General features: G+C 69.5%; 10 protein-coding genes and 3 pseudogenes. All 13 read right to left on the reverse strand.

Annotation, left to right across the window (positions count from 1 at the left end; translation table 11 throughout):
• Nucleotides 1-13 precede the first annotated feature (13 nt).
• A complete protein-coding gene (locus tag HDA41_RS02965; protein ID WP_184980368.1) occupies nt 14-1,771 on the reverse strand; it encodes an amylo-alpha-1,6-glucosidase in 1,758 nt (585 codons plus the stop codon).
• 77 nt (nt 1,772-1,848) lie between these two features.
• Entirely contained in the window at nt 1,849-2,679 is an 831-nt protein-coding gene (locus HDA41_RS02970; RefSeq protein WP_184980370.1) for a carbohydrate ABC transporter permease, read from the reverse strand.
• The gene (locus tag HDA41_RS02975; RefSeq protein ID WP_184980371.1) at nt 2,676-3,665 is read right to left on the reverse strand and encodes a carbohydrate ABC transporter permease; all 990 of its coding nucleotides are present in this window, start codon (nt 3,663-3,665) and stop codon (nt 2,676-2,678) included. Before HDA41_RS02975 ends, HDA41_RS02970 begins: the two co-directional genes overlap by 4 nt.
• A 21-nt stretch (nt 3,666-3,686) precedes the next feature.
• The gene (locus HDA41_RS02980; protein ID WP_184980373.1) at nt 3,687-4,931 is read right to left on the reverse strand and encodes a sugar ABC transporter substrate-binding protein; all 1,245 of its coding nucleotides are present in this window, start codon (nt 4,929-4,931) and stop codon (nt 3,687-3,689) included.
• 154 nt (nt 4,932-5,085) lie between these two features.
• A complete protein-coding gene (locus tag HDA41_RS02985) occupies nt 5,086-6,144 on the reverse strand; it encodes a LacI family DNA-binding transcriptional regulator (RefSeq protein WP_184980375.1) in 1,059 nt (352 codons plus the stop codon).
• Nucleotides 6,145-6,900: 756 nt separating this feature from the next.
• Complete coding sequence (locus HDA41_RS02990) at nt 6,901-7,353, reverse strand: MarR family winged helix-turn-helix transcriptional regulator (protein ID WP_184980377.1); 453 nt, start codon at nt 7,351-7,353, stop codon at nt 6,901-6,903.
• Between the two features lie 156 nt (nt 7,354-7,509).
• The gene (locus HDA41_RS02995) at nt 7,510-7,725 is read right to left on the reverse strand and encodes a winged helix-turn-helix transcriptional regulator (protein WP_184980379.1); all 216 of its coding nucleotides are present in this window, start codon (nt 7,723-7,725) and stop codon (nt 7,510-7,512) included.
• A 114-nt stretch (nt 7,726-7,839) separates the two neighbouring features.
• Nucleotides 7,840-8,091: pseudogene (locus HDA41_RS03000) on the reverse strand (amidohydrolase family protein); the annotation flags it as partial.
• The gene (locus HDA41_RS03005; RefSeq protein WP_184980381.1) at nt 8,072-9,139 is read right to left on the reverse strand and encodes an aldo/keto reductase; all 1,068 of its coding nucleotides are present in this window, start codon (nt 9,137-9,139) and stop codon (nt 8,072-8,074) included. The gene HDA41_RS03005 and the pseudogene HDA41_RS03000, both read right to left, overlap by 20 nt.
• Nucleotides 9,136-9,892, reverse strand: a pseudogene (locus HDA41_RS03010) (SDR family NAD(P)-dependent oxidoreductase). The gene HDA41_RS03005 and the pseudogene HDA41_RS03010 overlap by 4 nt, the downstream one beginning before the upstream one ends.
• 20 nt (nt 9,893-9,912) lie before the next feature.
• A pseudogene (locus tag HDA41_RS03015) lies at nt 9,913-10,763 on the reverse strand (fumarylacetoacetate hydrolase family protein).
• Nucleotides 10,760-11,131, reverse strand: a complete 372-nt coding sequence (locus HDA41_RS03020; RefSeq protein WP_184980383.1) for an L-rhamnose mutarotase — start codon at nt 11,129-11,131, stop codon at nt 10,760-10,762. Before HDA41_RS03020 ends, HDA41_RS03015 begins: the two are co-directional and overlap by 4 nt.
• Nucleotides 11,132-11,398: 267 nt before the next feature.
• A complete protein-coding gene (locus HDA41_RS03025; protein ID WP_184993095.1) occupies nt 11,399-12,283 on the reverse strand; it encodes a carbohydrate ABC transporter permease in 885 nt (294 codons plus the stop codon).
• Nucleotides 12,284-12,301 lie beyond the last annotated feature (18 nt).

The raw sequence follows: 12,301 nt of genomic DNA on the forward strand, positions 1-12,301 counted from the left end.
GGCCCAGGAGTCTTCATCCGCTGGTACGCGCGGCGGGTGAGGCAAGCCGGAGTTCATGGGCTTCGGCGAGGAGCAGGTAGCTGCTGGCGGTCCAGGTGTAGGCGCGGTCACGTAGGCCGGTTCCGGTGAGGGCGTCGAAGTTCTCGGCGAATCCGTGGTGTTCGCACAGCGTCCGGAAGCGGGTGCTGACGTCGTCCGCGAGGCGGTGGTGGCCGCCGCGGCGCAGACCGTCCTCGATGAGGACGACGGCGGGGGCCCAGACTGGGCCGCGCCAGTAGCCGTCGGAGAGGTAGTGCGGTGAGCTGGGCAGTTCCGTCGCGAGTCCGTAAGCGGTCAGGTGGGTCTCGATGCGGCCGGCCAGCGCGGTGGTGACGTGTTCCGGCAGGTGTTCGCCCAGTGCGATCGGCATGAGGTCCAGCAGACTGGAGCTGCTCCAGGTGTTGCCGGTGAGCGCTCCCCGGGCGACGAACCGGTCGCCGCGCCACAGTTGTCCGAGCAGCGCGGCCTGTGTCGCGTCGGCGGTCCGCGTCCACCGGTGGGCCTCGTCCGGCAGATCCAGCTCATCGGCCAGGCACGCGAGTTCGCGCATCTGGAGGATCAGGAACGCGGCCAGGTCGGCGGTGACGACCACGCGCTCGGGGTCGAAGGTCGTGGCGTTGTCCCAGCCGCTGTCGTTGCCGTGCTGGTAGTGGGGCAGATCCGCGGCGGGTGCTCGTCGAGCGGTGAGCCAGAACTCGGTCCAGCGTTCGAGACGGCGGTAGGTACTGGTCAGCTCAGCCCGGTCGGGGGGCTGGGGAAGCCGCCGGCGCAGATGGCCCAGGGCCCAGCCGTGAATGGGGGGCTTGACGTAGTTGTAGAGGACCTCGGAGTGGGTGACGGAATCGGGCAGGGACCCACTCTCGTCCTGGTGGTCGAAAGGCAGCGAGAACTGGTCCCAGGCCAGGGCGGGGGCGCCGGGGGCCAGGGCGAGGGCGTTGAAGCAGTGGTCCCAGCTCCAGACCTTGTCCATCCAGTGCTTGGACATCAGGACGGCGGGCCGGGTGACGAAGCCGGCCGGGCGGACCGTCGCGGACCACAGGACGTACGCGGCGAGTTCCGCGGCCGGGGTGTTCCGGGAGCGCCAGGGGGCCACCGCGTCGGCGAAGCCGGCGAAGGTGTTCCGGGCGGCTGTGACGACCTGTTCGAAGGTGGTCTGCGAGGCGTAGGGGCGGCGTGCGCTGTCGAGTTCCTCCACCGCGGCTTCCCAGACTCCCCCGGGTGCCGCGGCGACGGTGAGACCGCGGTCCGCGCTGCCCAGGGCCTCGGTGCCCGACGCGTCGGCCCGCGTACCGGACAGCAGGGTGATCCGATAGCGCCGCCCGGTCTCGTAGGAGGTGTAGACATGTGAGCCGTCCACCGGGTCGCGGAAGAAGTAGGCGCCGGTGAAGGGGGTCAGGGTGTCCTCCGCGGCGCGGATGCGCAGGCCGAGTCCCTCGCCGCGCAGCCGAACGGTGTCCGGTGACTCGTAGGCGAGGTCGATGCGCCCCCTCCCGTGGTTCCAGGTGAGCAGGCCCGGTGTCGCCGAGACGCGGGGCGCGGCCCGCTCCCCCGTCGTCGGGTCGAGCGGAACGAACCGCAGGACAGGGTGCATGCCGTTCTGGTGGGAGACCAGGTGGAGGTCGTCCGCGTACGTCTTCTGCGCCACCACGGGCGAGATACCGAACCAGGACCCGTACGTGCTGAACGGGATGTCATGGACGGAGAAGGCCGGGCCGGACGGTTCGGCGGTCATGTGGTGTGACTCGTTTCTCGAGCAGGGGCGGCGGGCGACCGACGGGCGGAGGGATCAGTCACGACGCGGTGGAGGACTCAGTCCTTGACGGCTCCGGCGGTCACGCCGGCGGCGACGTAGCGCTGGGCGAGGACGAGGATGACCGCGGCGGGCAGCGAGGCCACGACGGCGGTGGCCATGATGGCGTTCCACTCCTGGTTGTTGTTGCCGATGTAGTGGTAGATGCCGAGGGTGATCGGCTCGTGCGCACCGCCGTTGACCAGGGTGCTGGCGAAGACGAAGTCGGACCAGGACCACAGGAACGCGAACAGGGACACGGTGACGACGGCGTTGCGGCTCATCGGCAGCACGATCGCGCGGAAAGTGCGCCAGGGCCCGGCGCCGTCCATCTGCGCCGCCTGGAGCAGTTCACGGGGGATGCCGGACATGAACGCCGTGAAGATGAGCACCGCGAACGGGACGGCCAGGGTGGAGTCGGCGACGATCAGGCCGGGCACGGACTGGAGCAGGCCGAGCTGGAGGTAGATGGCGTAGAAGCCCATCGCCATGATGATGCCGGGGATCATCTGGGCGACCAGGAAGAGGAAGCCGAGCACGCCGCCGCCGCGCGGGCGGAGTTTGGCCAGGGCATAGCCGGCGGGGGCGGACAGGGCCACGGTCAGGGCGACGGTGCCCAGGCCGATGACGAGGCTGGTGCCGAGGTAGGGCAACTGCTCGCCCAGGACGGTGCGGTAGCCGGCCAGGGTGCCGTTCAGCGGCAGCAGGTCGGGCGGGCTCTTGCGCATGTCCTGGTCGCGGGTGAGGGACACGTTGAGCATCCAGTAGACCGGGAAGAGCATGAGGGCGGTCAGTGCCAGGCCGAGAGCGGTCTTCCACCGCGTACGGCCGCGCCCGTGCAGCGAGTTCATGCCAGTGCCTGCTTTCTCTGGACCCTCAGGTACACCAGGCCGAAGACCAGGGCGGCGACGACGAGCAGGTTGCCGACGGCCGCTCCGGGCCCGAAGGCGGGCAGCAGGTTGCCGAAGCCGAGCTGGTAGGACCAGGTGGCGAAGGTCGTGGACGAGTCCGCCGGACCGCCCTTGGTCATGATCCAGATGATGTCGAAGACCTTGAGCGTGTAGACCAGCCCGAGCAGCAGGGTGATGGCGGACACCGGGCGCAGGAGGGGAAAGGTGACGCTCCTGAAGCGCCGCCAGGCACCGGCGCCATCCAGGGCTGCTGCCTCGTACAGACTGCTGGGGATCGACTGAAGACCGCTGTAGAGCACGACGAGGTTGAACGGGACGCCGATCCAGATGTTCGCGATGATCACCGAGGTCAGCGACCAGGACGGTGACGTCAGCCAGTTCACGGGCCCGATACCGATGGCGTGCAGTGCGGCGTTGACGATGCCGGAGTCGCTGTTGAGCATCCACGACCAGGTGGAGGCCGACACGATCAGCGGCAGCAGCCACGGCACCAGGAACAGGGCGCGGAGCGTCGCGGAGAGCCGGAAGTGCTGGTGGAAGAAGACCGCGAGGGCCAGTCCGATGACGTACTGGAAGACCAGGCAGACAGCGGTGAACACCACGGTGTGCACCAGTGCGGGCCCGAAGGCTGGGTCCTGGAAGACGGTTTCGTAGTTTTTCAGGCCCGTGAAGGGCGCGTCGCCCTGGACGAAGGAGCGGACGGTGTAGTTGCGCAGGCTCAGGTCGAGGTTGCGGTAGAGCGGATAGGCGTAGAAGAGGGCGAGATAGAGGGTCACCGGGGCGAGGAAGGCCCAGGCGGCCCACTGCTGCGAGCGGGGGCGAGGCCTTCGGCGAGACGGGGTGCGGGCCGGGAGCGGAGCAGCGGTGACCGCCCCGCTCCGGTCGAGCACGGGCCGGCCGCCCGGCGGGTGTGTCGTGCGGTTCATGGGCAGACCACGGGTTCCTGGTTACTTGACGGCGGTCTGCGCCTCGGCGAGCGCGTCCTTGGGCGACTTGGAACCGCTGAGGGCGGACTGGACCGCCTTCCACATCTGCTCGGAGATCTTGGGGTACTTGGTGCCGAGGTCATCGCTGGTACGGCCCTTGGCCGCGCTGACCGCCTCCACCCAGGGCTTCAGCTTCGGGTCGGCCGCGACCTGCTTGTCCTGCACCTCGGCGGTGGGGGCCACGTACGACAGGGTGGTGTCGGTCGCGTACAGGTTCTCGGTGCTGGTCAGGCAGGAAACCAGCTTCTGCGAGGTGGCGTAGCGGCCGGTCTCGCCCTGGACCGGGAGGGTGACGAACTCCCCGCCGGTCGGGGCAGCGGCACTGCCCCCGGTGGAGGCCGGGATGGGCACGACGCCGTAGTCGAAGCCCGCCTTCTCGGCGTTCGCGAGCTGCCAGGTGCCGTTCTCGGCGAAGGCGTAGTCGCCGCTCGCGAACTCCTGCCAGCTGGTCGTCTGGGTGTTGTTGAGCACGGAGTTGGGCGCGTAGCCCTTCTTCAGCCAGTCGGTCCACAGGTTCAGCGCCGCGGTGGCCTCGGGTGAGTCCAGTGCGGTGAGCTTCGCGCCGGAACCCCAGAACCAGGGCAGGAACTGGAAGCTGCCTTCCTCGGTGCCGACCGCGGAGAAGGTGATGCCCTTCTTGCCCGCCTTCTCGACCTTGGCCAGCGCCGCTGTGAGGGACTTCCAGTCCTTGATCGAGGCGATGTCGACGCCGGCGTCCTTCAGGACCTCCTTGTTGTAGTAGAGCGCGAGGGTGTTGGCGCCGATGGGCGTGCCGTACGTCTTGCCGCCCGCCTGGCCGGCGGCGAGCAGGTTGGGGCTCACCTTCGAGGTGTCCAGCTTGTTCTCGTCGGTGGTGGTGAGTACGCCGGCCTCGGCCAGCGTGGAGACGACGGGGTTGTCGACGATGAGCACGTCCGGGGAGTTGCGCTGCTGCGCCGCGAGGAGAGCCTTGTTCGTCAGGTCACTGGTGTCGAACGCCGTCCGCTTGATCTTCACTCCGGCCTTGGTGCCGCAGTCGTCCAGCAGCTTCGCCCACGCCGAGCCCTTGGCGAACTGCGGGTACGGGTCCCAGATGGTGTAAGTGTCACCGCCCGCCGCTTGCGCGGACGTGTTGCCCGTGCCGGTGGAGCATGCGCTGGTGCCGGTGACGACGGCGACGACGGTCAGGGCCGCGGCCGTGAGACGACGTCCGGTGGTTCTGTTCATCGCTGGTTCCTCTGGGGTGATCGGGCACACGCGTGCCGAGGCAGGTGATCGGAAGGTGTACGGGTCTGTCCGAGTGAGCCGGTGGAGCCGGCAGAGGGGAAGAGAGGCCCGGGAAGGATGAAGCGGGGGGCGCCGGATGGCACGGAAGGTACGTTCAGCGATTCGGGTCAGAGCCCGAGCCCGCCCGCACTGCCGCGGGCGGTGTGGGTCCCGCGGGCCCGGTGCTGGCACGCAAGGAGGTCGGCGGGGTGAGCAGGTGGTGGCGGGGCGGCGCGTCGGGGTGGTCGAGCCGCTCGACGAGCAGTTCGACGGCGAGGTGCCCCATCTGCTCCGCCGGTACGTCCGCCGCGGTGAGCTGCGGGGTCACCGTCTCCGCCCACCGGCCGGCCACCACCCCGGTGACGGAGAAGTCACGCGGCACATGGCGGCCCGCCTGGGCGAGCCCCCGGTACAGGCCGCCCAGCGCGGCCTCATTCAGCGTGACCAGGGCGGTGGTGGCGGGGTCGTCGAGCAGGATCCGCTCCAGGCAGGCCTGGCCAGAGGCGGCGTCGTCCCCGCAGCAGTACGTCCGCACGGTCAGCCCGCGTTCCGCCGAGGCCTTGGTGAAGCCGTCGAGTCCCCGGTGGGCGGACTCGTACCCGGCCTGCAGGAGCTGTTCGGGCCGGTTGACGAACACGATCCTGCGATGCCCGAGGTCCGCGAGGTGGTGGACGCATGCCTCCACCAGCGCGGTGTGATCCAGCCCGACCCACCAGTCGCCGTCCGGCTGCGCCGTGCGGCCGATGCACACGGCGGGGAAACCCACCGCGGTGAGGTGGTCCACCCGGTCGTCCTGAAGCCTGATCTCCATCAGGATGGCGCCGTCGACCCTGCGCTCCCCCAGCAGCCGTTGGAAGGAGCGGTCGCTGTCCACGCCGCTCGGGGAGAGCAGTACGTCGTAGTCATAAGCCGCCGCGGCCTCCACCACGCTGCCGATGAAGTCCAGTTGCATGCCCGTGTAGTGGTTTCCGGCCGGCGGGAAGACCAGGCCGAGGGTGCTGGTCCGGCCGTTGGCCAGGGCACGCGCACTGGCATTGGGCGTATAGCCCAGCTCGTCGATGACTCGCTGGATCTTCCGGCGCGTGTCGTCCGAGACGGGGCGTTTGCCGCTCAGCGCGTAAGAGACCGTGCTCCGCGAGACACCGGCCCGCAGGGCTATTTCACCGATGTTCACGAGACTCCTTGGTCGAACCGGTTCGCTATTCGGCGAGAGACATCCATTCGCCGGTCATAGGCACTGAAGGAAGGAGGGGGGTGGAACCAGTTGTCGAACCGGTTCGGGTGGAGCGAAGGTAGGAGCGGGGCCGGGCAGGTGTCAATGCTTGGTGCAGCACTTGTTAAGTGCGTGTGCGCTGTATTGCCTCAGCGGTTCGCTGGCGCTACTCTTCCGGCCAACTGATCGAACCGGTTCGACTCGCGGTCACAGCCGCTGTCGGCGTCGAGGCGACGGCAGTACAGAGCATCGCGACCCATGCGCCGACTGAGCCAGGGCGAAGGCCCGTCGCAGGTGCCCCGAGATCGCCCAAGCATCGATCACATCGTCGGGGATGCCAGCGACATGCCCGCGGATCTCGTCGCGGCGGTGGGCCAGCCACACACACGCCTTCAGGTCGGGACCGGTGCCGGCCCGTGGAGACGAACAGCGTCGGCTGTCTCGGCCAACGCCTCGATGTCCGAGCCTGTGGTTTCCCACCATCTCTCGTGCCGCACCGCGTCGGTGGCCAGCGCGGTACGACGCGTGGTGTCCGCCAGATCGAGTCGGAGAGGAAGTTCCCCGACTACGCGGTCTGCTACGTCCTCATGGCGAGCTTCACCTTCGCCCGGGCGAGAAGGTCATCGCTTTGGCCGGCATAGCCGACTGACCCCGCGACCGTGGCGGTGGGCACCGAACCAGCCGCCAAGCCCTGTCCCTATGGAGCCGTACCGTCCACTACGCCGACTCCTGAGGTGTGTTCACCGCACGCCCGGCCGCCCGGAGCGCGCTCAGCGTGGCGGCGAAGCTCTCCAGGTCCCGCTCAGGGACCACGGAACCGATCCGTGTCTCGAGCTCGGCCTCGAAAACCTCCGTAGCCCTGGCCACCAAGCGACGTCCCGCGGGCGTGAGCTCGACGAGCGACGAGCGCCGATCGTTCGGATTGGCGCGCCGCCGGCAGTAACCGCCGGCCTCGATACGGTCGACCACCTTGCTGGTCCCGCCGACCGTGATACCGAACTCGTCCGCCATGTCCTGGACGCGGCACTGCGAGCGCAGCGCGAGCAGCCGCATCACCTCGAACCAGGTGAGCTGGAGATCGCATTCGGCGCGCAACCGCGCATCGACGGCATTCCACAGTTCGATCTCGAACCGGACCAGGTCCTGGTACACCAGCTTCAGATCAACCACGACTCATCTTCCACAGAACATTCTTCCAATGAATAAATTCATGATATCCGTGGACCGACTGAGGGCGGCGCGGTGGCTGGCTCCCGCTGCCGCCGCAGGCCGCGTGGGGGGGGCGCAACGGGCAGGGATGCCCTGGACGGGCAGCCGACCCTCATGTCAGTGAAGGCTGTCGTAGGTGCCGCGGGCGGCGAGCACCTCGGGGATGCGCTCCTGGGCCCAACGGCCCAGCGTCCGCAGCGGTGTAGGCAGGGTGCGTCCCAGCTCGGTCAGTTCGTACTCGGCTCTGGACGGGATCTCGGGACAGGCGTACCGCGCGAGAAGCCATCGTGCTTCTTCGCAGGGCGAGTTCGGGCAGAAGATCGGGCGCACCATCGGTGGACCTTGCCGACGAGCGCCGCCGGCGGTGATCGGCTCTGACGATTGCAGTGAGGAACCTGCCGTCTACCCGTGGCAGGCCCGCTCGGATGGATGCGCGAACACGGCTGTGATGCCGGCCACCAAGTCGCTGTCCTGGGCCAACGCCAGGAACTCGGGCGTTTCCTCCGGCACGTCGATCGCCTGGACCAGGACCGTCGCGGTGACGCCGGCCGCTCGGGCCTCGGACTCCAGGTCGGAGAGCAGGAAGTCGCGGCGCAGCGGGGCGAGTTCCGGTCCGGTGATCCAGTCCTGGTCGCGGACGGAGAGGTCCCACACGTGGTGGTGCGCGTCGATGACGCCCTCAGCGGTGTTCTCCTCCATGGCGGTCACCCCCACGACTTTTCGACTCCTCCTTCGGCCGATCGGCTTCGTCGACCGGCATGGCAGCAGGGACGGGGACGTGCGGGGACAGGAGCCCCTCGGCGCGCAGTCCGTCCCAGACCGCCGCCGGTACCGTTCGCCCCAGCTGGTCCACCGTGTCGCGGACCTCCTCGGCGGAACGAGCTCCGGACAGTACGCTCGCGACCGCCGGATGGCCCAACGGGAAGCGCAGAGCGGCTGCGCGCAGCGGTACGCCGTGGCGTTCGGTGACCGCCTTCATGCGCAGCGCCCGGTCGAGCACATGGCGTGGGGCGGGCGCGTAGTCGTACGTGGACCCGGGTTTCGGGTCGGTGAGCAGACCCGAGTTGAACACCCCGCCGACGGTGACACTCCTGCCGCGGGCGGCGGCCTCCGGCAGCACCTCGGCAAGCCCCTCCTGCTCCAGCAGGGTGTAGCGGCCGGCGAGCAACACCACGTCGATGTCGGTCTCGCGCAGGAAGCGGGCGGCGAGCGCGCACTGGTTCACTCCGATGCCGATCGCCTTGACGACGCCCTCGCCACGCAGCCGTTCCAGCGCCGGGTACGCCTCGGTGAGAGCCTGCTCGGCGTGGTGGTCCGGGTCGTGCAGCAAGGCGATGTCCACACGGTCCAGGGCGAGGCGGTCCAGGCTCGCTTCCAGGGAGCGCAGGACGCCGTCGGAGCTGAAGTCCCACACTCGCCGGTGGGTGTCGGGCACGGCGAAGCCGTGGGCGAGATCGTCACCGCGGCCGCCTCCAGGGTTGGGTTCGAGCAGCCGCCCGACCTTGGTGGAGACGGTGTACGTGTCGCGGTCGCGGCCGCGCAGCGCGGCGCCCAGGCGTCGCTCGGACAGCCCGAGTCCGTAGTGCGGGGCGGTGTCGAAGGTGCGCACGCCCGCGTCCCAGGCCGCCTCCATCGCGGCGGACGCGGCCTCGTCGGAGACCGGGCGGAAGAGGTTGCCGATGCCGGCGGCCCCGAACGACAGCTCGGTGACCCTGACACCGGTGCCGCCCAGCGTCGTCGCTCTCATGAGCCGACCGCCGGGCGCAGCCGGAGCCCCTGCATGCCACCGTCGACGGCCAGGGAGATGCCGGTGACGGACGCCGCGGCGGGGCTCGCCAGGTAGACCACGGCCGCCGCCACCTCGTCCGCGGTGACCAGGCGGCGGGGGCTGGCGTGTGTCGAGGGCGGCGCGTTCCGCCTTCGGGTCGTCCGCGGCGTCCAGGAGCCGGGTCACCCAGGGGGTGTCGGCGGTGCCGGGGCTGACGCAGTTGACGCGGATGCCCTCACGGACATGGTCCGCGGCCATCGCCAGGGTCAGCGACAGCACCGCACCCTTGCTCGCGGAGTACAGGGCGCGCTGGGGGAGGCCCGCGGTGGCCGCGACGGAGCATGTGTTGACGACCGCCGCGTGCGACGAGCGCCGCAGATACGGCAGAGCGGCGCGGGTGGTGCGCACCGTTCCGAGGAGGTTGACGTCGAGGACGCGGTGCCACTCGTCGTCGGGGTTGTCCTCGACGGTACCGACGGCGCCGATGCCCGCGTTGTTGACCAGGATGTCCAGGCCGCCGAGCTGCTCGGCAGCGGCGTCCACGGCGACACGTACCGAGGCGTCGTCGGCGAGGTCGGCCTTGAGGGCGATGAGCGGCTCGGGGGCACCGGAGGGGTCGAGGTCGATGACGGCCACCGTGGCGCCGTGCTCGGCCGGCATCAGGGACGTGGCCAGCCCGATCCCGGACGCGCCGCCGGTGACGACGGCCTTGAGTCCTGACAGGCCGCTCATGCTGCTCAAAGGGGTGCCTTTCACGCTTGGGCGAAGGTCTGGCGCTGGGCGCCGAGGCCGTCGATGGCGAGCTCGACGGTGTCGCCGGGGCGGAGGTAGGGGGCGCCGGGGAGACCGAGGGCCACGCCCGCAGGAGTACCGGTGTTGATCACGTCGCCCGGTTCCAAAACCATGTACTGGCTCAGGTACGACACGAGGTGGTCGACCGGGAAGATCATGCCGCCGGCATGCCCCTCTTGCCGTTTCACGCCGTTGACGCTCAGGTGCAGGGCGAGGTTCTGCGAGTCGCCGATCTCGTCGGCGGTGACGAGCCAGGGGCCGAGCGGGTTGAAGGTCTCGCAGGACTTGCCCAGGTCCCACTGGGACGAGTACTCCAGCTGGAACTCGCGCTCGGAGACGTCGTGGCTGACCGCGTATCCCGCGATCACGGCCCGCGCGGCCCCGGGGCCGTCGAGGTAGCGGGCCCGTCGTCCGATGACGACCGCGAGTTCGACCTCCCAGTCGGTCTTCACGGAGCCGCGGGGAATCAGCACCTCGTCGTACGGGCCGACGACCGTGCCCGGGTCCTTCATGAAGACCACCGGACGCGCGGGGATCGCCGCACCGGTCTCGGCGGCGTGATCGCGGTAGTTCAGACCGACGCAGACGATCTTGCCGGGACGGGCGAGGGGGCGCCGATCCGCAGGCCGTCGGCGTCGAGCTCGGGCAGCTCCCCCGCCGTGACGGCCACGCGGGCCCGGTCGACTCCGCCCGAGGCCAGGAAGACGCCGTCGATGTCCGGCGTCACGGAGGACAGGTCCAGCAGCCGGCCGTCGTCGGTGCGGACGGCGGGACGCTCCTGTCCGGGGGCGCCGACTCGTAGAAGTCTCACTGGGCGTCTCCTTGCCGTGGGTGGTCGTCAGGTGGCTGCCGCCGAGGGGTCAGATGCCAGATCTCGGTCAGGTCCGACCAGTTGCCCCCGGTGCCGGTATCGGCCCAGGGCTCCTGACAGGGGCCGGTGAGCTTCCACCAGGCTTGGGTGGCCGCGTCGGCGCCGATCGCGGTCATGTCGGACTCGAAGTCGTCGCCGTGGTACTCGAAGTAGCCGAACAGCGTGTTCTCGCGCAGAAAGATGCTGTAGTTGCGGATGTTCGCAGCCGTCAGCGCGGCCTCGACGCCCGGCCATACCTCGGAGTGCAGGCGCAGATACAGGTCACGGTGTTCCGGCCGCAGGCGGATCGTCTGGGCAACGCGTTTCATCGGGTCCTTCCGGTGAGTGTGGGCCGCGTTGCCGGACAGCCCGGGTCGGGCGTGCCGTGCGACGCGTCGGTGAACGTTGCCCGGACGACATGCGGCTCGGGACGACCCCGACGTCAGGGGACGTCGGTTCAGCACGACGGTGGGGCGGGGGTTGCGACGCCCTGTCAGTACGCGGTACCGGCAGGGCGCCGAGCACGATCGACGACTCCCGTCCGTCTCGGCGCGCCATGGTGGACGGATGAGTCACCGGGGAGGGGTGGCTGCCCCTCACTCCTTCGTCGCGCCGGCGAGCATGCCGGACACGAGTGCGCGTTGGGAGAAGAGGAACACGATCAGAACGGGGACGATGGTCACCAGGGTGGCCAGGGCCAGTTCGGGCCGCATGATCGGGTTTCCCGTGCCGCTGGAGGTGTTGAACAGCGGTGAGGCGGCGAGCAGGTTGTTCAGCCCCACCTGCGCCGGATATTGGGAGCTGTCGGGCAGCATCACGAACGGCAGGAAGAAGTTGTTCCAGTTGCCGACGAAGTTGAAGAAGCCGACCAGGGCGATCACGGGCTTGGCCAGCGGCATCGCGATGAGGCGGAAGACCTGCCACTCCGAGCAGCCGTCGATGCGCGCCGCGGCCAGCAGGTCGGAGGGGACGTTGGAGGAGAAGTAGATGTAGGTGAGGTAGACCCCGAACGGGAAGAAGGAGAAGGGCAGGATGACCGACCAGATCGTGCCGTCCAGGTGCACGGCGTTCATGCCCAGGTACAGGGGCAGCACCATCGCGGCCGTCGGCATGAGCATCACGAGCATGGTGATGGTCAGCAGCATCCGTCGCCCGATGAACTGGGTGAGAGCCAGCGCGTACCCGGCGGGGATCGACGTCACCAGGGTTATGGCCAGCGCGCCGAACGTGTAGAGCGCCGAGTTCAGCAGCCAGGTGAGGATGGCGCCGTCCTGGAACGCGTAGAGGTGGTGCCAGGCGTCGGCGACCGCGCCGGGAGAGCCGAAGGAGAACGGGTTGTCCCGCACGATCTGGCCGTCGGTCTTGGTCGGGGCCAGCAGGAGCCACACCACCGGCACACAGAAGAACAGCGCGGACAGGCCCATGACGATGAGCCAGGCCAGCCGGGCGGCCAGTGAGCTTGGGCGGCGCTTGCGGCGCATGGGCTTCCTCGGGCTGGT

Origin of the sequence: Streptomyces caelestis, from assembly GCF_014205255.1 — a bacterium.
GTDB lineage: Bacteria > Actinomycetota > Actinomycetes > Streptomycetales > Streptomycetaceae > Streptomyces > Streptomyces caelestis.

Bases quoted from the DNA above. Each gene is read 5' to 3' on its own strand.
- HDA41_RS02995 (WP_184980379.1), bottom strand. From the start codon at position 7,725: ATGGTGCGCCCGATCTTCTGCCCGAACTCGCCCTGCGAAGAAGCACGA.
- HDA41_RS03020 (WP_184980383.1), bottom strand. From the start codon at position 11,131: ATGAAACGCGTTGCCCAGACGATCCGCCTGCGGCCGGAACACCGTGAC.
- HDA41_RS02980 (WP_184980373.1), bottom strand. From the start codon at position 4,931: ATGAACAGAACCACCGGACGTCGTCTCACGGCCGCGGCCCTGACCGTC.
- HDA41_RS02970 (WP_184980370.1), bottom strand. From the start codon at position 2,679: ATGAACTCGCTGCACGGGCGCGGCCGTACGCGGTGGAAGACCGCTCTC.
- HDA41_RS02975 (WP_184980371.1), bottom strand. From the start codon at position 3,665: ATGAACCGCACGACACACCCGCCGGGCGGCCGGCCCGTGCTCGACCGG.
- HDA41_RS03005 (WP_184980381.1), bottom strand. From the start codon at position 9,139: ATGAGAGCGACGACGCTGGGCGGCACCGGTGTCAGGGTCACCGAGCTG.
- HDA41_RS02965 (WP_184980368.1), bottom strand. From the start codon at position 1,771: ATGACCGCCGAACCGTCCGGCCCGGCCTTCTCCGTCCATGACATCCCG.
- HDA41_RS03025 (WP_184993095.1), bottom strand. From the start codon at position 12,283: ATGCGCCGCAAGCGCCGCCCAAGCTCACTGGCCGCCCGGCTGGCCTGG.